This window comes from Flavitalea antarctica, from assembly GCF_054461535.1.
Map to the genome: position 1 here is coordinate 1 of NZ_JBTLQG010000013.1, position 21451 is coordinate 21451.

Below are 21451 nucleotides of genomic sequence, written 5' to 3' on the forward strand. Positions count from 1 at the left end.
GGTCAATACCTTCCTATTCCGGCCAATTCAACAACATCTTTTAACCAGCTTGCGGTTAACGTTGAGGAAAACAGTTCACGTACGCCGATACCTTACCGGACACCACCGGGAGTTGTGCGCCAGCAACAATTAAGCAACAACAACGTAAACCTGTTGTTAAATGAGCAATCACTGAGTATCCAGACCTGCGATCTCAAACAAAACGAATCAAGGGGAGTGTTCAAAACCATGAATCTTGACCTGAGGCAGTATGGTAAGCTCGAACTTTTTGTTCATGCTGAATCAGTAAACTCGAGCGGCGATATCAAAGACAACGAATTATACAGTATCATAAGAATTGGTGCGGACCTGATCAATAACTATTATGAGATCAAGATCCCGTTAAAGATGACGCCATGGGGCACCTCTGATGATGCGGTGATTTGGCCATCGCAGAATGAAATGAGTCTTTCCATAGAAAGACTGACAAAACTAAAAGTGGTCCGGAATGTGGCCGGCAGTGTCGGAACTTATTTTAAACAGATCGACAGTGATGGCAGGGAGTATGGTATACTCGGTAACCCGAATCTCGGTGAGATCAGGATATTTTTCCTTGGTGTGGAAAACCGAAGACAGGCTACGGCTTGTACGGAACTATGGTTTAACGAACTGCGTTTGTCTGAACTTGATGAAAAGGCCGGCTGGGCGGCATTGGGCCGGGTTGATATAAAACTTGCAGACCTGGGTACCCTATATGTATCCGGTGGCTCAAGGAGTATCGGCTTCGGATTGCTCGAACAACGGGTGAATGAAAGGTCGAGAGAAAATTATGACCAGTATGATATTGCGACTAATCTTGAGCTCGGAAAGTTATTGCCGGAAAAAGCAGGTATCTCGATCCCGGTTTATGCAGGATTTCAAAAAGCAGTTTCAACACCGGAATATGATCCATATGACCTGGATATTAAACTGAAGGATAAGCTGAAAGCTGCGCCGGCGGAGCAAAAAGATTCCATACGCGAAGATGCGGTTGATGTGCGCACCATCACAACGCTCAACTTCACCAACGTGAAAAAAAATAACACAACGGGCAAGGTGCAGAAGCCATGGAGCATTGAAAATATCGACGTGAGCTATTCTTATTATAAAGAAGAACAACATAACCCGCTTATTGAAAATAATAAGGTGACGCGTCATCGGGCGGGGCTTGGATATAATTATGTGGCCACGCCAAAATACTGGGAACCACTGAAGCGCGCAATCAAATCGCCGTCACCGTGGTTGTCGTTGGTGAAGGATCTGAACATCAATTATCTTCCTTCTTTGCTGGGGTTCCGTGCAGATGTTAACCGGCAGTTTGGTAGTTTCCGTCCACGCAGTGTCGGTACACCAAAAGGATTCATCCCGGAGACTTATGACAAATACTTCACCTTTGACCGCTATTATAACCTGCGATGGGACCTGACACGTTCACTGAACATTGACTATACAGCCGTGAACAAATCATGGATCGATGAAGATTCCGGCCGTTTGGATAAGGGGGAGAAAGCAAGGATGTGGGATAATTTTGTGAAGGGTGGTAGAACCATCCTGTACCAGCAGAATGCAAACTTCTCCTATACCTTACCTACAGCGAAGGTGCCATTGCTCGACTGGACAAATATCCGGTTAGGTTATGTGGCGACCTATGACTGGCTAGGTGCCTCACTGATTGCACGCAACTTTGGAAACTCAATATCAAACAGTCAACAGAAAAATGCGACGGGTGAACTGGACTTCACGCGCCTTTATGCAAAGTCACGATGGTTACGTGCATTAGAGGAAGAGCAGGCAGAAGCGAACCCGGCTGCGGCTGCGGGTGACAGTCTGAACGCGAAACGGCCAAGAGATAAAAATGATCCCCCACAGATCAGCGGCGCACTCAAATTCGCCGGCAGGTTGATCACTTCGCTGAAGAGAGTGAGTATTACTTATGCGGAAACCGCCAGTTCCACTATTTACGGTTATACCGACAGTACACATATACTTGGTATGAACTTCAAATCCGGTGCACCCGGTCTCGGATTCATATTTGGTCAGCAACCAGACACGAGTATGATCAACAGGTTTGCACAAAAAGGCTGGTTAACTGCCGACAGTAACTTCAACTATCAGAACCGGCAGGATTATAATCAAAAGATTACCATCAATGCCCAGCTTGTTCCCATCAGGGATCTGACTATAGACCTTAATATTGATAAAAGTTTTGGTAAGGGTTACAGCGAATTATACAAGGACACCGGTGGACTTGGTGGTTTTGTCAGATTGAATCCATATACCGCGGGTAGTTTCAACGTAAGTTATATATCGTATCAAACGATGTTCGAGAAGTTCAGTGCCACCGAGGTAACGAAAACGTTCAGGACCTTTGAGGACAACCGTATCATCTTATCTGAAAGGCTTGCAAAAGGGAACCCGTATTGGCAGAACCTGCCGGCTAACGAGAAGTTCCTTTCGGATGGTTATTATAATGGTTATAGCCGCTATGCCCAGGATGTATTATTACCAGCTTTCCTGGCTGCTTACACAGATAAGGACCCGAATACCGTACCACTGATCAAGCAGAATAACCCAAGTATTAAATCAAATCCGTTCTCAGGCATCCTGCCAAGACCAAACTGGAGGATCACTTACAATGGCCTGAACCGGATTGGCAATCTTGATAAGGTGTTCAGTGCCTTCAGTGTGAGCCATGCGTATAATGCAAACCTTAGCATGAACAGTTTCAATTCGTCCCTGTTGTTCCAGGATCCTTTCAGGCTCAGTTACCCAAGCTTTATTGATACGTTGACCGGAAGTTTTATTCCATATTTCCTTGTTCCGAATATTTCCATCAGCGAGCGTTTTGAACCGATGATCAACTTTGACATGCAGTTCACGAACCAGGTGACCATGAGTTTTGATTACAAAAAGTCGCGCACGGTGAGCCTCAGTCTTATCGACTTCCAGGTAAGTGAAGCGAAATCTACTGAATATACCATAGGTGCAGGTTACCGCAAACGTGGAGCCTTCTCCTTTATCCGTATCAAGGGCAAGCCAATGCAGAACGATGCAAGCTTCAGGCTCGATGTAAGTATGCGGGATGATGCCACCGCAAACAGCCGTCTCGACCAGACCCAGGCACTGCCTACTGCGGGCCAGAAAGTATTGTTTATTAATCCATCTATCGATTACGTGCTCAGTAACAGGGTCAACATCAAGCTGTATTTCGAGCAGCGCCGTGTTGAGCCAAAGATCTCCACTTCCCCGCCAATAACTACGACACGCGCAGGTATGCAGCTCCGTATTTCGCTGGCACAATAATCACAACCATCTTTGTTACCATAGCTAAGAACTATTGCTCACTGCAAACTGAGAAATATGGTTTACGGCAACCGATGAAATCATAATCACGGGAGACTCAGAAATGTGGTTCACAGGAGGCTGAGAACTGTCGGTCTGGGTTGGGTGCCAACCGGGGATCACGGTTTTATTATCCATAACTCCTGGTTGAGTCCAGTAACTTTCTGATGCATATCTTAAATTGTGCTTTCTTAGATAAAGCACTATGGGTAAAATAATTTTGGTTACAGGAGCAACTTCAGGTTTTGGAAAAGCAATTGCAGAAAAATTTGGTTCATCAGGTTATGATGTGATCATAACGGGCAGAAGAAAAGATCGTCTCGAAAAGTTAAGCAAAGAGCTGAAGGATAAATACGGAACCAGGATTTTACCCCTGGAATTTGATGTGCAGGATCGTGAGGCGGTTGCTACCGCAATTGCAGGCTTGCCCGAAGAATGGAAGGCTATAGATCTGTTGATCAATAATGCCGGGCTGGCGCTTGGCCGCGACTACTTTGAAGAAGCATCGCTTGATGACTGGGACACGATGATCGATACCAATCTGAAGGGACTGCTATACGTAACAAAAGCAGTGGTACCTTTTATGATAAGTGCGAAAGGCGGACAGATCATTAATATCGGTTCAACGGCCGGTAAAGAAGTGTATGAAAAAGGGAATGTTTACTGCGCAACAAAACATGCGGTAGATGCCATATCAAAAGCAATGCGCACAGACTTATTAAGGCATGGAATAAAAGTGACCGCTGTTCACCCGGGTGCTGCTGATACCGAATTTTCGCGGGTAAGATTTAAGGGCGATGAAGAAACGGCAGCAAAAGTTTATGAAGGGTATACACCACTTGCGGCCGAAGATATTGCAGACATCTGTTACTATTGTGCAACACTTCCCGCCCATGTTTGCATCAACGACCTTGTAGTTACCTGCACGGCACAGGCAAACTCTTTTATCACTTTTAAAGGGTGATTATTTACTTTTTTGTAGGGGTAAAATCCGCAGAGTTTTTGTAATAATCAGCGGCGGGCAGTCGTTATAAAAGCGAATAAGATAACATTAAAGCCAGCAAAGACAATAATCGATCAAACAGGGCCGGACCGGTAGAAAACTGTGGCCAGCGCTTTGATCAATCAAAATCTATGACTAGTTTTAAGTACTGAAACCGTCCAATAAATCCTGATTATGAAAATGACCCTTTGCCATATCATTATAGCATCCTCGTGCTTATTCTTTTCATCCCGCCTTTCTGCTCAAAGCGATCTTATCAAACAACAGGGATGTGATATCAAACCTTACCAGATTTCGATAGACAGTCTCAAACAGGTATATTCAACCCAGGGCTATAGCATAGTACGCGAAGCTTCTATGACCATGGAAAGTCAGTATGAAATGCCCATAGTTGTGCCTATGAATGAAGGTACCTGGTACCAGTTTATTTTTATCGGCGACCCCGGTTCAAAACTTTACGAAGTGCGTATGTTTGACTGGAGCGAGAAGCAGGTTGTTTATAAAAAAAATCAATGGGGCGAAGTAGATGGTAATATCATCTCTTATAACTATGTTCCCAAAACAACTGAGTACCATATGATCAAACCGGTGCAGGTAAATAAATCAAAAAAGAAACTGTGTGGGTATGTATTGTTGCTGAAAAAAACAGCAGCCGCATCTACGGCTTCAACAACAACTGCGACGTTGTCAAGATGAATTATGGTATCAACATTGCCGGATAATCACCGTATCAACATCGCGGTCCCTCGCTTTTGCAGAGCCTTGCCGGTATAATCGATGCCACTGACCATCCAGACGTAAGTTCCGCTTTGCTGCAGCTTGCCACTGATCATGCCGTCCCAGCCTTTGCCAACTTCTGAAGTTTCATATACCAGCTGACCATAGCGGTTGAACACGCGGAAATATTTTAACTGTTTAATGCCAACAGGGATCGGCCTGAATACACGGTTGCGCCCCGTTGGTGAAAATGCATTTGGAACAAAAATATCCGGGCCCGATTTGAACACCTTGATATTAATAGTATCCAGTGCAGAACATCCTTCCTCCGTAAACGCGCGCATCACATAAGTCATATCTTCCGTTAACTTCACTACAGGTCCTGCAATATTACTGCGGCTCAGATGCAGAGACGGTGTCCATTCAATAAGCTCTGACCCGGTACCAGCCAGTTGGAGCGGCTGGCCGGATACGACCGAAGTATCATTGCCGGCGAAAGCATTGATCTTATCTTTCACACTTACCAGGATATCATCAACTCCCGGTTTCGGACAACCGATATTATCGAAGACAGTGAGCGTGTATACGGTTGACCTTCTCGGGAAAGCAATAGGGTCAAGGCTTGTACCATTGCCCAGTGTATTTACCGGTGTCCAGACAAAACGATTCCCCTTGATTGAAGCATGAAGATGTGCCGTATCATCAAAGCAAACCGTCGTATCCCTGCCCGCATTTGCAAGCGGATAGGGCACGGTATAGATATTTACGTCTTCTGTTTTTGAGCATTTGCCTATGGAAGCAGTAACTGTGTATACGGTGTTCCCTCCCGGTCGCGCAACTGGGTTCCTGACCAACGGATTGTTCAGCGTTGAGCCCTGCGTCCAGCTATATTTCAAACCATCGCCATAGGCATTTAACTGCGCCGGATCGGTTAAGCAGATCGTAGAATCAGGTGTTGCAGACAGCGTAACCTGGTCAACAACACGCACACGAACGGAATCAGTATTCACGCACCCGTTATCATTCAGATGAACATAATACCAGGTGGTGGTCTTTGGATATACAAGCGGGTTGATAACACCCGGGTTGATCAGGTTATAAGCCGGTGACCAGTTAAATGTTCCGCCTCCCCGGGCACCCAGCTGCAGGGTATCGAGGCTGCAGATTAGCGTATCGCGGAAGGCGAGGTCGACCAACGGCTTATCCCTCACCTCGATCACCCTCGTGATATTTGCTTCACAACCTTTGGTTGTAGTTACTTTAAAGACTACCTGTTTAAAACCGGCAACGGGATATTTCCATGAGGCACTCCTGACATTGTTTGTATCATTGATCGCCGTTTCATCTCCAAAGTTCCAGTACCAGCTGTCTACCGCCCCATACGCGGCTTTGGTGGTATCCGTGAAAATAAAAGGATTCTGGTAGCATGAACCCGAAAGAGCAAAGCCGGGAGAGAAGCCGGGGAACACGGACAATTTTGAAGTTGCAGAATCGGAGCACTGATCATTTTTATTGATCACCAGTTTTATATCATAAACGCCGGTGTCAGAATATGTAAAGCTGGGCGAGGCAAGCTTTGAACCTGAGGCTGATTTATCGCCAAATTCCCAGGTGTAGGTTTTTATCAGGGAGCTGGGCGGTGCTTCGTTCTGAAACGTGAAGCTAAAATCATCACAGGTGCTGTAAGCGGGCTTTAACAGGGCAGCAGCAAGATCGCATCGTTCATCTACCTTGATATTGAAATCTTTCCGGTGATCACTGATCATTTTGCCGTGCCGCCATTCCCGCACGATAACGCTCATTACGTAGTCGCCTCCCTTAGGCGCCAAACCCGCAATTAAGCCGGTAGACGGGTTGATCGTTACCCCTTTACCCAGCGGCTCTTTACCTGAGAAACCGGAAGCATAGTTTACAAATTGTATGGAGCCGGGTGGAACGGGATTCAAGATACCACCTCCGCCGCCACCGGGTGCATTAAAGGCTTCGATAAACTCGTATGATAGTGAGTCGCGGTCAGGATCAACAGCCCCGAAATCCAGTTCAAAGGGACGGTTCTGGCAGATCAATACAGTGTCTTTGATCGCAAAAGAAGGGCTTGAATTCTTTTCACCCGGAAGTATGGAATTCGTACCATGAATGTTGCTGGTATAGGAGGAGCCGATATTGTTGTTGGGGCTGAGATTGGAAAGATTTTCGATGCGGCAGCAACGCTGGAACACGGCGGTATGCCCGATGGGGTCCCGGGGTAGCTCCACGCTCGATACATAGGTTCTTAGGCGGTAACATACCGGCGAAGGATTGACGATACAGGGATTCGGCTGGCGGATATTGATGAACTCATCACCCACCAAAGGAAAATTAAACGGTGATCCGGGTATTGACTGGTTGTCGGAAATACGGAATATACCAATATTGGCCATTTCATCCAGTTGCTGACCGGATGCATTGCATTCAAGAAACAGACGAAGGGTGATTACATACCGGTCCGTGTTCGGGGTGCTGCCGGGACCCTGGTATTCGTAGGAGATCTCACCGCCTTTAATATGCCTGGCCAGGATGTTTTGCATCCATAGGATAGTCAGGCAAGTTATTAAAAACAGTTTTTTCATTCACTCGTAAGCATTAAATACGGATGTTCTCACGTCGGGGTTTGCCACGTTCAAAACATATTTGAACGCAAGGGGTAGCAGATTTCACAGGATGAATTTGGATAGGGAGAAATAGAAACCACTATCAATTTAAGCGTTTTTGTTCATCAAAGACTACGCTGTTCCGAAAGAATTATAATTTGCTTCAACATAAATTTTTGCAGCGATCTGCATCATCGCAACAGTACGAGTGAGCCTCGTTTCACAACAGTTTTACCGGTATAATCTTTACCGCTGACGGTCCAGACATAGGCGCCGGCATCCTGGTTTTTGCCCGCCAGTCTTCCGTCCCAGCCCTTGCCGATCTCCGTTGTCTGGAACACGAGTTGCCCCCAACGGTTATAAATTCGGAAATAATCCAGTGAAGAAATTCCTACCGGGACCGGTCTGAAGACAGTGTTTTTTGTACCGGTCGGATTAAACGCATTCGGTACAAAAATGTCGGGCTGTGTTTTGAACACCTTTATATTAATGGTATCATATGCCTGGCAACCTTCTTCGGTAAATGCGCGGAGTATATAGGTAGCATTATCGTTGATCCTTGCAGTAGGAGTCGAAATGTTCCGCTGGTCAAGCCCCGCGGGTGGGGTCCATTCATACAGATCTGCGCCGGTTGCATTGAGTTTTAAAGGCTGACCGATAACTATCGAAGTATCGTTCCCTGCAAATGCCTTTATTCGCTCCCTTACCCTGATCTCTACCTCCGAAATACCCGGCTTTGGACACCCAAGGGTATCATAGGCGCGTAGTGTATAAATCGTGGTGGCCCTTGGAGTAGCGACGGGGTTTAGTACCGATGAATTATTGAGGGTGCTGATGGGTGACCAGTTGAATCTACTGCCCACAATACTTGCATTGATAAATGCCGGATCTGCGAAACAGATCACGGTATCATTTCCTGCATTGGCAATGGGATATGGAACCGTCTTAATGTTTACATCACCGAAAGCGGAACATTTACCGATATCAGCTCTTACATTGTATTGTGTGGTTGTTATCGGGAAAGCGAGCGGATTGCGGACCCCGGGATTATCCAGCGTTGCGGCAGGGGTCCAGGTAAACTTCAGACCATCACCCGAAGGCCGCAGGCGAACGCTGTCTGTTAAACAGATCGTCGTATCCGGGCCTGCATCAAGAGTCACAAAATCAACCACGCGCACCCGCACGATGTCGGTATTTACACAACCATTTTCATCCAGGCTCACCTGGTAGGTGGTTGTTGTTTTCGGCCATACCAATGGTGTGGCAGTATTCGCATTCATGATATTACCGCTGAGTGGTGTCCATGAATAAAGACCGGGACCGGTAGCTTTTAACTGGAGGGTATCGATATTGCAGATCAGCGTATCCTTGAAGGCCAGCAGCACCGGTGGCTTGTCCCTCACCTCTACCTTTTGCGAGATGGTATCGCGGCATCCCTTGGAACTTTCAACGATCAGTTCTACGTCTTTTATGCCGGTCGAACTGAACTTCCAGGATGGGTTTGCCTTAGAGGAAGTATCAGCGAGTGTTGATGCGTCACCAAAGTTCCAGGTCCACTTACTGGCCTGTCCATATCTTGAGGATGTGGTATCAACAAACTGCAACGGAAGCAATACACAGGTACCCAGGGTGGTAAACCCGGGAAAAAAACCAGGATAAACCTTTGCCAGCGTTGAGGTCTCGTCTACGCACTGGCCGGCCAGAACAACCTTTACTTTTACGCGGTAAGTGCCGGTGTCAGCGTACTGGTGATTTACGGCTCCCTGCGCATCCGTAGAGTTTACGACGGGTGTGCCGTCTCCAAAATCCCAGCTATACACTGATCCGGGGGGATTATTCTGCTCATTTTTAAAAGAAACCAGGAAGTCATCGCAGAAAGAGTAGTCGGGTTTGAGGAAAGCTTTTAGTGGAACGCAATCTGACACCCGTACGTGAATATCTTTTTTATGGACGTTGATCAGCACACCCTTGCGGTATTCATACGCGCAGGCAGTAATAACATACTGGCCGAGGACCACCGGGGCTATGCCGGTTATCAGGCCGGTTTTTGAATCCATGCTGACCCTTGATCCCAGTGGTGATGTGCCGCTGTAAGGATTGGCGTATTTCAGTTCCACAAACGGGGGCGTGCTGCTCAGCGAAGGATTTGGATTTTGCTGTGATCCGCCAACAAAGCCGCTGCAAAGCATATACACGAGCGAATCACCTGCTTCCGGCTGCTCCGCAGAAAAATCGAGTGTAAAGGCACTGTTGGTGCAGATGGCAGTAGCATCATTGGTTGAAAACCTTGGGCTTGAATTTTTATAGGCATCCGGCGCAACACCGGTGCCGGGTATCTCACAAAAATAAGTTGCACCAGCCGAGTTGCTGGGCTGGGAGAGATTTACGATACCGCCTATCCGGCAGCAACGCTGAAATGAAATGATATAACCCGCCTGGGAATCGGGTAGGGTTACGTTTGCGCTGTAAACCCGAACGCGGTAACAAACATCAGTTGGCGGATTGCCTATACAGGGATTGGAAGCCGGGTCAAATTTACTAAAGCTTTCACCGGTAAATGGTGCCGAGATGACCGAACCGTACTGGGTATTGTTGGATTTGTTGAAAACAGTCAGGGAAATACTTGGATCCAGCTGGCCGGAACTCGAAGCGCTGCAATCAATATAAAGTTTAAGCGATACGAGATAGTTGGAGGTTCCGGGCGCGGAACCTGGCCCCACATAAGTATAGAATAACTCACCGCCCTTGATATGCTCCGCCATAACAGGCAGTATCATACCAATTATACCAATAAGTATAGCCAGAAACTTCTTCATGCAATTAGTCCACAGTATTCACTGGTGCCCGCGGTCAGCTGTTATTAAGGAGAATCTCCAGGTAATGATTGCTTAGGTCGGGTTCTTCCAGCATACCCATATGGCCGGAATTCTTTAGAGAATGAAAATAGGACAATTCAGGCAAATAAGATTGTTCCAGCATATGCTTTAACGGGATGGCGGTATCCTGCTCTCCCGCAATAAAAAGCACAGGTTTGGACAGTTTTCTTAACACTTCGGACCTGTCGGGTCTCTGAATCATCGCTTCGTAGTAATGTACGAGCGATTCTGCGTAGAAGTTGGAATATCTGGCGATAATTTCCTCTACAAGGCCAGGATTTTCGGTTTTTGTCTTGTCAGAGAATAGATTTGGCGTGGCTTGTTGGAGAAATTTGAAAGAGCCGTGTTGTTTGATGAATTCGATGCTTTTTCGCCTGGATTCGATCTTTTCCTGGTTGTCTGCATATGCGGTGGAATGAAAAAGACAGAGCCCGGTAATCCTTTCGTGATGTTTTTCGGCAAAAGCGAGGGCAATATACCCGCCCATGGAATGGCCCACTATGTCAGCCGCCTCCAGTTTTTCGGCATCCAGTACCTGCAACAGCAGGTCCGCATGGTCATCCATACTAAAGATCTCCGGCGCAAAGTCCGATTTGCCACTTCCGGGCAGGTCGGGAACGATGAGCTGGAAATCTTCTTTAAACCGGCTGACCTGGTTATTCCAGATGCTGCTGTCTTCCCCGAACCCGTGCACCAGCATGACGGCCTTTCCTTTCCCATAAACTGAATAGCTGAGGCTACCGTTGTTGTGACTTAATGATTTCGTCATGATTTTATTTTTTTGAGCGGGTAAAGGAGCGGATAACCAGCAATAAGACCACGGGTATCAGTGAGTTATTGAGCTCCTGTGGCCACCATGGCCAGCCCAGCAACAATAATGCCCCCAGGATGCCGGAAACGCGGAAATAAGGTTTGATCCAGGGATTTTGTTTGCCGATGAAAAACGCCGCTACGGCATGGGTTGGCAGGGCCCAGATAATGTTCAGATTGTTACGACAAACCGTATCCTCCCTGAACAGCCAGAGGCAAACCATCAGGAGGCCAAGTAGCCCGGTAACGAAGAACAGCGATTTGTCCATGATCCTCACCGTTCTTTCCCGGGTAGAACTTAAAAAACTCGTGATCAGGAACAAAATGGAAACCGTAGTGAGTACGAGATATGGATTAATCCAGGGCATCGACAATTCCTTAACCTTTGGCTGGTACAGGTAAGGTTTAGAGATGACCAGTGGGGATAATGCCGCGGGATCCGGTTTGGTCAGGATGCTTGCACTGTCAAAACCCTTCATCAGGTAGTCGGGTAGAAACATCGATTGTTCATTCGTAACCTTTTTGTCGATCAATGAACCGAGCAAAAGATCAATGCCGAGTTTGCTCCAGTGTTGCTGACCCCTGTGCAGGTATTCATGGATCATGTTCCTGAACGTGGGCACCTCCGGCGGTAAAATGTTATTAAAACGTACCAGTGATCTTGGTTGCCTCGAGATGATATCGCGGATCCGCGTTGAGCAATTGTCGTAGAGAAAGGAATAATTATAATACTTGTTTTCTTCCTGCGCATTCAGCTTTAGCGCTTCGAACAACCGCATCTTATCTTCACAGGTCATATGCAATTGTTGTTCTATTACGCTGCGGCGGGTAACCTGGTATTCATACAGGAATGAATGTATATCCGTATAAGACAGGTAATATAACATCTGGCCTTTGGTAAACTTTACATAAAACGAAAAGTCATCAAACTCCATCGTTCCATAGTTAAAAACGATGTCCATGCCGGCATTGGCATCCGTAACCCTGATGGCCGAGTGCCCGAAGATCGAATACAGATCCTCTCCCGGTCCGCAGGTGAGCACGCTTACCCGGAGATTGCACGAATCTGTACCTCGCACAGCCGTATCATTCTGTGCAAATGCCAGCGATTTACAAAAGAGGAAACCAACAATTAATAACAGTCTCATGAAGTGCCGGCAATGTTTGGTGAGCATAAAACCGATGATCATTTCCTAACGGCTATAGTTAGGCGCTTCCTTGGTGATCTCAATGTCATGAGCATGGCTTTCACGCATACCTGCATTGGTAATTCTCACGAACTGCGATTGTTGAAGGGCTGCAATATCCTTTGCCCCGCAGTAACCCATACCGGCCCTTAAACCACCGGTGTACTGGTAAACTATTTCATGAAGATTTCCTTTAAAAGCAACCCGGCCCTCGATGCCTTCAGGAACAAATTTCTTGACATCGTCTTCAACGTCCTGGAAATAACGATCGCTGCTTCCGCGGTTCATCGCACCGATTGAGCCCATGCCGCGATATTGTTTAAACTTCCGGCCCTCATAGATGATGGTTTCACCGGGACTTTCTTCTGTACCTGCAAATACACTTCCCATCATCACTACGTTCGCGCCGGCTGCCAATGCCTTTACCATATCACCGGTATAACGGATACCACCATCCGCAATTAAGGGTACTTTCAGTTTATGCAGGGCGCTTGCCGCTTCCATGATAGCCGTGATCTGGGGCATACCTGCACCGGCCACTATCCTGGTGGTACAGATCGAACCCGGTCCGATTCCCACTTTAACAGCATCAGCTCCTGCTTCTACCAGCGCAGTAGCGCCGCTGGCTGTAGCTATGTTTCCGGCAATGACCTGTAGCTTTTTGAAGTTCTTTTTTACTTTCTTTAAAGCATTCAGCACACCTACGCTGTGACCGTGTGCACTATCAAGACAAACAACATCAACACCGATCTGCTGAAGTGCAGAGGCGCGGTCAAGTAAATCTTCCGTTATTCCCAATGCAGCGCCAACAAGCAAACGGCCATAGGAGTCTTTGACGGCCTCGGGGAAACTATGTAACTGGAGTATATCACGGTATGTAATAAGACCGATAAGTTTACCGGCTTTGTTAACGACAGGTAATTTTTCAATCTTATACTGACTGAGGATGGTCTTTGCTTTTTTGAGATCAGTACCTTCGGGCGCGGTGATCAGGTTGGTGCTTGTCATCACACTTTTCACCTTTTTGCTCATATCGGTTTCAAAACGCATATCCCGGTTGGTTAGAATTCCTACCAACTGGTTCTGATCGTTCACAATGGGGATCCCACCGATCTTATTATCCTTCATCAGCTTCAGCGCATCGGCGAGGACGGCTTCTTCATGAAGTGTTATCGGATCGAGTATCATGCCGCTTTCACTCCGTTTCACCTTACGGACCTGTTCGGCCTGTTGTTCAATGGACATGTTTTTATGAAGAATTCCTATTCCGCCTTCACGTGCAAGGGCTATGGCCAGTTTGGCTTCTGTAACAGTATCCATGGCTGAAGACAGCATGGGGATGTTGAGCGTAATATCTTTTGTAAGTTGGGATCTGATGCTCACTTCGCGTGGTAAAACCTGAGAGTAGGCGGGCACCAGCAGTACATCATCGAAGGTTAATCCTTCACCAAAAAACTTTTCTTGCCTGGGAGATCTTGATTTGGATGCGTTATTTATTGTTGCCATGTGCAAAGATAGCGCAACAGCCAAATCCCTTCCAAATGAATTTTTCAGGGTTTTAAATTGATAAAAATTAACACGTCCTGATGATAATTAACAAGTTGCCGATATAAAATACATATGCAAATAAGTTTGTTACATGTATTCCTGATGTTAACGGGTGCTCACATCTTAGTAAAGTTGAGCGAATGGTTACGCCCGATCACATCTCTGAGCTCAATCAAGTATATCAATCAAACGCCGCAAGATTTGCTCAACCGCTAAGCGTTAACCCTTATCACGACTCCTTAATCTATATCGCTTCCTATAATTAATATATAAAAGATCGTCCAAAATGTCAAAATCCGGAGTCGATTCGACAGTCGCACCAGACCGATTATTAGAGGAAATCATGTTTTCGGGTATTCAAAACAGATAGTAAAAGGAAATATTTAAGATTTATGCCCTGGAATTAACTTTTTTTTAATAAATCGATTTATATTCATCGGGAGAATAATTACCAGTCACTTCCTAACCAAAACGCACATGAGAAAAAAACTGCCCAGTCTTTTGCTGGCTATGCTATGCTTTGTAGTAGCCGGTATGTCACAGGTCCTGACCATCTCCGGCAGGATAACGGACGATAAAGGTGTCCCGATCCCATTTGTTTCAGTTGTTATTAAAGGAAAATCTACTACAGGTACCACTACCGATGCTCAGGGTAATTTTAAGTTGCCTGCTCAGAAAGGCGATATCTTATTGGTATCCGGCGTCAGTTATGCTACCAAGGAAGTAGTTGTAGGTTCAAGCAGTACCATGGATCTGATGTTATCCTCCAGCAAAGAAGATTTGTCTGAGGTTGTGGTAACGGCCATGGGTATCAAACGTTCTGAAAGGGCGTTGGGATATGCTGTTTCGAAAGTTGATCCCGGCACATTGTTACAGAAATCTGAACCGAATGTGCTGAACACACTTGCCGGAAAAGTGCCTGGTGTTGATATCAGGGCCGGCCAGGGTGCACCCGGTGCGGCATCCCGGATCCAGATCAGGGGTGTATCTTCTTTCAGTGGTGGTGAACCATTGATTGTTGTTGATGGAGTTCCTTACAGTAACCCGATAGTAAATACCTCGAATCCTTTCAACGGTGGTGGTACTTACGGTTCCGGCTTGAATAATATTGACCCGAATGACATTGAATCGATCAACGTGCTGAAAGGCGCCGCCGCGGCTTCGCTGTATGGCTCAAGGGCAGCTAACGGTGTATTGCTGATCACTACAAAATCAGGTTCACCAAGAAAAGGTGCCAAACCCCTCAACGTTAGCTACCGCGCAGGTTATGCAATTGAAAAGATCGCTGATATTCCGGAGTTCCAGAATTCTTATGGAGCAGGAGCCAACTTCAGAACCCAGTCCTCCAACGGATCCTGGGGAGCGAAGTTTGGCAAAGGCGTGATCTACGACGCTTCCGGTGTGGTGATCGGCACTTCGGCATCCGGCATTGACTCTATCCCTGCCACAACATGGGCCTCTATGTATGCAGCTTACCCGGAGCTTTTCCCTAATGGAAAAATTGCTTATAAGCCATATCCTGATAACGTTAAGAACCTGTTCAACACCGGTAACCTGATGGAACACTCCATAGGTCTGAACGGTGGACAGGGTAGCTCGCTTTTCAACCTTACCGTTTCAACTCTTGATCAGAACGGGTACATCACTAATTCCGGTTACCGTAAACATAATATCAGTGTGGGTGGTCAGACCGCTATTGGAAATCTTACCGTCGGTGCTAATATGGCTTATGCGCGTTCAAAACAAACCGGTGGCTTCATCGGCCAGGCACAAAGCTTCCTGAGCCAGTGGGGTCGTACCTATACCATGGCAAGGAACTGGGATATAGTTGGATTTCCAAGCGAAAACAAAGCCGGTGCACAGATCGGTTTCAATGACGGACAATATACTAACCCGGTATGGGGTGCATATCACAACGTGATCACTTCAATTGATGATCGCCTGGTTGCTACCGTGAGGGCATCTTATAAATTTAATAACTGGATCAAGGTAGACTTCAATGCCGGTGTTAACAGTTATGCGCTTTTCCGTGACCAGATCATTGATAAGTCTTCTTATGGAAGTGCCGATAATACCTTAGGTACGATCACTGAAGTTGTTAACAGGCAGCAGGAAATACAGGGAAAGATCGTGGCTGTATTTTCGCCCAAGATATCTAAAGACTGGACACTGGATGTAAACATAGGTAGTGATGTAAACGAAAGAAATACAAGAGCGCAGCAGGTATACGGTGTTGACTTTGTAATACCGGGATTGTATAATCTGACTAATACCCGCCGCCAGACTTTCTCTAATGACTCACGCACCAAAAGAAGACTCGTAGGTATCTTTGGTGATGCCTCGCTCGGATATAAGAACTTTGCTTTTCTTAACATGACAGGAAGAACAGATCTTACATCAACACTTCCTTATGAGAACGCGCAATATTTTTATCCTGGTGTTACCGGTTCACTCGTTTGGTCGGATGCATTTAAGTTGAAATCCGGCTGGTTAGATTATGGCAAGATCCGCGCAGGTTATGCCCGTGTCGGAAACGATGCTGCACCACATAATGGATCTCCTATCTTCAACCTGAATTCGGCAGGTTTCCTTGGCCAGCCATTAGCTACACGCGGTGGTTCCATCTATGATACCCTGCTTACACCAGAGTTTACCACTGAACTGGAAATCGGTTCCGACATGCGTTTCTTCAAAGGCAGACTTGGTCTTGAAGTAACCTGGTACGATAAAAGATCTACTGACCTGATCTATGCGATCGATCTTCCACAGACAACAGGTTATGGTTCATTCTATACCAATCTCGGAGAAGTGCGTAATACTGGTTGGGAAGTTGCATTGGATGTAACACCAGTTTCAAGCCAGAATTTTGTATGGGACATCCGTGGTATTTTCACAAGAAACGTTAACACAGTTGAGAAACTGGTTGAAGGACTTACCAGGGCACAACTTGGTGGATTCAACTGGATAGAAGCGGGTATGCCTTACGGTTATCTCCGCGGATCACGTTCTGCCCGCTCCGACGACGGTCAGCTGCTGATCAACGCTACTTCAGGTATGCCTTATCTGGATCCTAATGATGGTATCGTGGGCGATCCGAATGCTGATTTTAAAGTTGGTGTTACCAATACATTCTCTTTCAAAGGTTTTACATTGAATGTACTTGTTGATGCTACGATTGGTGGTGACTTTTATTCTGAAACCATCAGTGGTATGCTGGGAAGAGGTGTAACAAGAGATACAGAGGACCGCGAGAAAAACAGGGTAATAACCGGTATCTACGGAAACTCCACACCTGTAACAGGAGCAGATGGGCTTAACCGTTATACCCCAATGCTGGATGCAGGTAAAACAATACCTAACCAGACAAGGGTCACAACAAATGATTTGTTTTTCACTGCAGGTACCGGTGCAAGTTTCGCAACGAACGGTGCATTTGAATACGCTGTTTTTGATGGTACCGTATACCGTTTAAGAGAAGTTAGTTTTGGATATAACCTGCCTACAAAATGGGTAAGCAGAATGAAATTGTCCGGCATTAATCTTTCTCTCAGCGGTCGTAACCTCTGGTACCTGGCTCCGAATGTTCCTAAGTACACACATTTCGATCCGGATATCAATTCAGTGGTTGGAAGCGGCACCCAGGGTGTTGAAACCGGCGGTGCTCCAAGTACAAAAAGGTACGGTATCAATCTTAACGTGACCTTCTAATAACACAAAACAAAATTTGAATCATGAGAAAAAGATATTTCATATACTTTGTTTCGGTCTTACTAATCGGGGGTGTTGCAACCGGATGTAAGAAGTTCCTTGATGTAAACGAGAACCTTAACAATCCAACACCTTCTTCAGTAGGACTGCCGCTTGTGTTAAGTGCCGCTGAGCGTAACATCGCGGGCAACCTTGCTTTGGGCACCGGCCTCGGAAACACCATGGCTGTTTATACCCACCAGGTAACTGGTCGGGTAGGTGCTGACCGTTACAATGCCGGCGCATCCGGATGGGACGGCTTATATAGTGCCTTATCAAACCTGAACGTGATCATCGAGCGCGGGCCGACCGAAAGTCGTTACGTGTATTCAGGTATTGCCAAAATACTGAAAGCTTATACCGTCAGTATGATGGTTGACGTGTGGGGCGATATACCATATTCTGAATACGATAAATTTGATGAAGGAATATCCCAACCTAAGTTTGATAAAGGTGCTGATATCTATCCGCAGTTATTGACCTTACTGGATGAGGGTATCGCCGATATCAATAACCCGACTTTCAATCCTTCGAAACCCGGTACTGATGACTTTATCTACAAAGGCAATACCGCCAACTGGATAAAAGCTGCGAACACCATCAAATTGAAATTGTATACACAGGTAAGACTTGTACAGGACGTAAAAGCAAAGGTTACAGCACTGCTGGCTGCTCCAAATACATTGATCAATTCGCAGACCGAAAGTTTTATGTTTCCGTATGGTCCAATCAGCACAACGGACGACAGGCACCCGGCTTTCGGTGATTATAATGCCACACAACGTGGAGGCCAGCTTTTCAGCCCGTGGTTATATGAAATAATGAAAGGCAGAAATGCCAACATTCTTACCGGCCTGGCTGATCCAAGGGTTCCTTATTACATCTACAATCAGAAATCACCAGTTGGCGGAACGAACCCAACACCTGAAAACTGTACTGAGTACCGCGACGGTGGTTTTATCACCATCCTCTTTGGCTCCAACGGACCGTGCCGTGATGGATCTAACAGCCAGACCTACTCGCTGCTGGGTGTTTATCCCGCAGGCGGACGTTTTAATGACAGTGCCGCAAGAAGTGTAAACTCAATCGGTGCACAGAATGCCGGCACCGGTGCACGTCCACATGAATTCATCACTTATGCAGATCGTTTATATCTTGAGGCAGAACTGATACATCTTGGCCTTGCCCCGGGTGATGCTAAAGCTGCATTCAGTAAAGCTTTGGATGCTTCGTTCGGACAGGTTGACCATGTGGTGATCAACCACGTAAAACCGGGTTCAGCGGGTGCTGCTCAAACGGTGCCTGTTATCTCAACATTACCGGCAACCACCACCTACAAAACAGGCGTTCTTGCGGCATTCGATGCGGCCAGCCCTGCTAAAAAGCTTGAGTACATCATGACTGAAAAATGGATAAACAGGATTGAAAATCCCATAGACAACTATACTGACTATCGCAGAACGGGCTACCCGGTGTTGTTTGCTCCTGCCCCGGAAGGTGCTGTGACCAGCGTAACAAGTCCGGACGGAAAAGTTACCCCGGTGTCAAACGACCGTAAGTATCCATGGTCCCTGCCTTTCAGCAATACGGAGATTGGATTGAATTCAAATGCACCGCCACAAAAGGTACCTGAATCTTACAAAGTGTTCTGGCAACCGTGATCGTTTTATTACTTATTAATTTACAGATTATGAAACTGAGAAAAATAAACATACTCGCAGCTGTTGTATTCGGCGCAATGACCATCTTAACCGGATGTTCAAAGGATGACGGTGCCATCCCAAAAAATATAGGCATCGAAGATGTACCGGTTGTTACCACCAATCTTGAGACCGGGGGGACCACTGCAACAATTAGTTTTACCAACCAGGCTGCCTTCCAGGGAAAATTTAAGGTAGCACTGTATTTTGCCGGCGCCACACCTCCTGCTAAAGTGGACGTGGTGGTGAGAAAAAATGCCTCCGCTAAAAATGTGAGAGTCTATAAAACAGATGTCACAGCATTACCTGCCAGCTTTACCGTTACTGCAGCAGAGATCGCAACGCTGTTTGGTGCTCCGCTGGCATTGAATGACACTTACGATTTTGCTCCGGACATTTATGTTGATACCAGGAAGTACCAGGCTTTCCCCACAGTAGGGTTAGGCTCGGGACAGGGTATCACTGGTATGTCTACCATTGGTTTCGGAGAGTTCGTACGTTTTTCTGTGAAGTAGCATTAACAGAAGAACAATTAGTAAAAATTTATTTGCGGGCTGATCAAAGAGTTCATTGGTTAGCGGGCTGATGAAGATATCCATCAGTAAGTTTATTAAAAGAGTGCATCACACCGATGCACTCTTTTTTTTGCAATGCCCTTAACTGCCTGTTCCTCGTCTTTACTCTGACGAGTCACAAACGTTATACAAATACCTCGTCTTTACTCTGAGGATTCACAAACGTTATACAAATCGAAATTGCTCAGATAAGGTTAAATCTTTTTCCGGGTAAGGTTGCAATGATGCTCCGCAGCTCCAATGCAAGTATCACTGAAGCCGTGAGACTGTTACTCATGCCGCTTCTGAACATGAGTTCATCGATATGCATCGGGGCGTTATCCTTTAGCAGACCGATAATTTTCTGCTCATTTTCATCCAGGTCATTGAACAGCAGCATCGCCTTTTTTTGCTTAACGGCTTTATCATCGTTCCAACCCATTGTTTCAATAAATTCTTCCGGTGAAGTCAGTAAACTGGCCTTATGCGTTTTAATCAGCAGGTTACATCCCAGGCTTTTTGAATCTGTGATTCTTCCGGGACATGCAAATACATCCCGGTGATAACTGTTGGCCAGGTTTGCAGTTATAAGACTGCCACCCTTTATACCCGTTTCTATCACTATCGTTGCATCGCTTATGCCGGCAACTACGCGGTTCCTGCTGGGAAAGTTATGTTTGTCCGGCTGCGTATTGCTTTTGAATTCTGATAACAGGCCACCATGTTTTATCATATTTTTTGCAAGGGCCGAATGCTCGGGCGGATAAATGGTATCAAGTCCGTGAGCAAGTACCCCGATGGTTGGAACGTTGTTCCTGATCGCTGCCCTGTGTGCAAATGAATCAATCCCGAAAGCAAGTCCGCTGACTATTATGACATCATAAGATTGTACAGCCTGCACCAGTTTTTCTGTAATTGCCTTGCCATAGTCTGTACTTGATCTTGTGCCGATGATTGAAATGATCCTTGAACTGTTGAGATTTGCATTGCCGCGGTAAAACAATAAGGTTGGCGGATCATAACAGTTCAGTAAGCGCCGCGGGTAGCCGGGATCAGTGAGGAACAGCGGTTCAATCTTATATTTTTCAATAAACCGGATCTCGTTTTCTGCTGATTTGAAATCACGGAACTGTTTAATTTTATTTGCTTTGATCAGCCCGATATCTTCAATGGCTTCGATGTCCCTGACATGCGCCCTGAATATGTTTTCCGCAGAACCAAACTGATCCACCAGTTTTTTTGCATTTACGGGACCTATATAGGGAACCTGGCAAAGCGCCAGTTGAAAAATCAGATCTGGATTCATATCCTGTTTCTTT

At 46.2% G+C, this 21451-nt stretch carries 12 protein-coding genes; 6 read left to right on the forward strand and 6 right to left on the reverse strand.

The genetic code is table 11. From position 1 onward, the window contains the following. The 3 genes from sov to ACX0G7_RS13665 all read left to right on the forward strand — a co-directional run. On the forward strand, window positions 1-3321 hold a 3321-nt coding region (gene sov, locus ACX0G7_RS13655; protein ID WP_458924044.1), incomplete at its 5' end, for a T9SS outer membrane translocon Sov/SprA. A gap of 244 nt (window positions 3322-3565) precedes the next feature. Next, window positions 3566-4324, forward strand: coding sequence for an SDR family NAD(P)-dependent oxidoreductase (locus ACX0G7_RS13660; protein WP_458924045.1), 759 nt, complete (start codon window positions 3566-3568; stop codon window positions 4322-4324). Window positions 4325-4537: 213 nt separating this feature from the next. Then, on the forward strand, window positions 4538-5059 hold the full coding sequence (locus tag ACX0G7_RS13665; protein WP_458924046.1) for a hypothetical protein: 522 nt from the start codon (window positions 4538-4540) through the stop codon (window positions 5057-5059). A 26-nt stretch (window positions 5060-5085) separates the two neighbouring features. On the opposite strand, the gene ACX0G7_RS13670 is transcribed toward ACX0G7_RS13665, so the two are convergent. The 5 genes from ACX0G7_RS13670 to guaB form a co-directional block, all read right to left on the reverse strand. Beyond that, window positions 5086-7689, reverse strand: a complete 2604-nt coding sequence (locus tag ACX0G7_RS13670) for a PKD domain-containing protein (protein WP_458924047.1) — start codon at window positions 7687-7689, stop codon at window positions 5086-5088. 212 nt (window positions 7690-7901) lie between these two features. Continuing rightward, window positions 7902-10526 carry a PKD domain-containing protein gene (locus tag ACX0G7_RS13675; RefSeq protein WP_458924048.1) on the reverse strand — a complete coding sequence of 875 codons (2625 nt, stop codon included), beginning with the start codon at window positions 10524-10526 and terminating at the stop codon, window positions 7902-7904. 34 nt (window positions 10527-10560) lie between these two features. Then, window positions 10561-11355, reverse strand: coding sequence for an alpha/beta fold hydrolase (locus ACX0G7_RS13680; RefSeq protein WP_458924049.1), 795 nt, complete (start codon window positions 11353-11355; stop codon window positions 10561-10563). 4 nt (window positions 11356-11359) lie between these two features. After that, the gene (locus tag ACX0G7_RS13685) at window positions 11360-12544 is read right to left on the reverse strand and encodes a lipoprotein N-acyltransferase Lnb domain-containing protein (RefSeq protein WP_458924050.1); all 1185 of its coding nucleotides are present in this window, start codon (window positions 12542-12544) and stop codon (window positions 11360-11362) included. Between the two features lie 45 nt (window positions 12545-12589). After that, window positions 12590-14089: an IMP dehydrogenase gene (guaB, locus tag ACX0G7_RS13690; protein ID WP_458924051.1), complete on the reverse strand. Its 1500-nt coding sequence runs from the start codon at window positions 14087-14089 to the stop codon at window positions 12590-12592. Window positions 14090-14608: 519 nt separating this feature from the next. On the opposite strand from guaB, the gene ACX0G7_RS13695 reads away from it, so the two are divergent. From ACX0G7_RS13695 to ACX0G7_RS13705, 3 genes are read left to right on the forward strand one after another with little or no spacing between them, the layout of a single operon-like run. Beyond that, window positions 14609-17839 carry a SusC/RagA family TonB-linked outer membrane protein gene (locus tag ACX0G7_RS13695; RefSeq protein ID WP_458924052.1) on the forward strand — a complete coding sequence of 1077 codons (3231 nt, stop codon included), beginning with the start codon at window positions 14609-14611 and terminating at the stop codon, window positions 17837-17839. Window positions 17840-17862: 23 nt separating this feature from the next. Beyond that, window positions 17863-19539 carry a SusD/RagB family nutrient-binding outer membrane lipoprotein gene (locus ACX0G7_RS13700; RefSeq protein ID WP_458924053.1) on the forward strand — a complete coding sequence of 559 codons (1677 nt, stop codon included), beginning with the start codon at window positions 17863-17865 and terminating at the stop codon, window positions 19537-19539. A 29-nt stretch (window positions 19540-19568) separates the two neighbouring features. Then, window positions 19569-20093, forward strand: a complete 525-nt coding sequence (locus ACX0G7_RS13705; RefSeq protein ID WP_458924054.1) for a hypothetical protein — start codon at window positions 19569-19571, stop codon at window positions 20091-20093. Window positions 20094-20337: 244 nt separating this feature from the next. Here the strand turns inward: ACX0G7_RS13705 and dprA are convergent, their stop codons facing one another. Next, complete coding sequence (dprA, locus tag ACX0G7_RS13710; protein ID WP_458924055.1) at window positions 20338-21438, reverse strand: DNA-processing protein DprA; 1101 nt, start codon at window positions 21436-21438, stop codon at window positions 20338-20340. Between the last annotated feature and the right edge of the window lie 13 nt (window positions 21439-21451).

Excerpts from the sequence above, each read along its gene's own strand:
- ACX0G7_RS13695 (WP_458924052.1), top strand. The coding sequence starts at position 14,609 with ATGAGAAAAAAACTGCCCAGTCTTTTGCTGGCTATGCTATGCTTTGTA.
- ACX0G7_RS13680 (WP_458924049.1), bottom strand. The coding sequence starts at position 11,355 with ATGACGAAATCATTAAGTCACAACAACGGTAGCCTCAGCTATTCAGTT.
- dprA (WP_458924055.1), bottom strand. The coding sequence starts at position 21,438 with ATGAATCCAGATCTGATTTTTCAACTGGCGCTTTGCCAGGTTCCCTAT.
- ACX0G7_RS13665 (WP_458924046.1), top strand. The coding sequence starts at position 4,538 with ATGAAAATGACCCTTTGCCATATCATTATAGCATCCTCGTGCTTATTC.
- ACX0G7_RS13670 (WP_458924047.1), bottom strand. The coding sequence starts at position 7,689 with ATGAAAAAACTGTTTTTAATAACTTGCCTGACTATCCTATGGATGCAA.
- ACX0G7_RS13675 (WP_458924048.1), bottom strand. The coding sequence starts at position 10,526 with ATGAAGAAGTTTCTGGCTATACTTATTGGTATAATTGGTATGATACTG.
- ACX0G7_RS13685 (WP_458924050.1), bottom strand. The coding sequence starts at position 12,544 with ATGAGACTGTTATTAATTGTTGGTTTCCTCTTTTGTAAATCGCTGGCA.
- guaB (WP_458924051.1), bottom strand. The coding sequence starts at position 14,089 with ATGGCAACAATAAATAACGCATCCAAATCAAGATCTCCCAGGCAAGAA.
- ACX0G7_RS13660 (WP_458924045.1), top strand. The coding sequence starts at position 3,566 with ATGGGTAAAATAATTTTGGTTACAGGAGCAACTTCAGGTTTTGGAAAA.
- ACX0G7_RS13705 (WP_458924054.1), top strand. The coding sequence starts at position 19,569 with ATGAAACTGAGAAAAATAAACATACTCGCAGCTGTTGTATTCGGCGCA.
- ACX0G7_RS13700 (WP_458924053.1), top strand. The coding sequence starts at position 17,863 with ATGAGAAAAAGATATTTCATATACTTTGTTTCGGTCTTACTAATCGGG.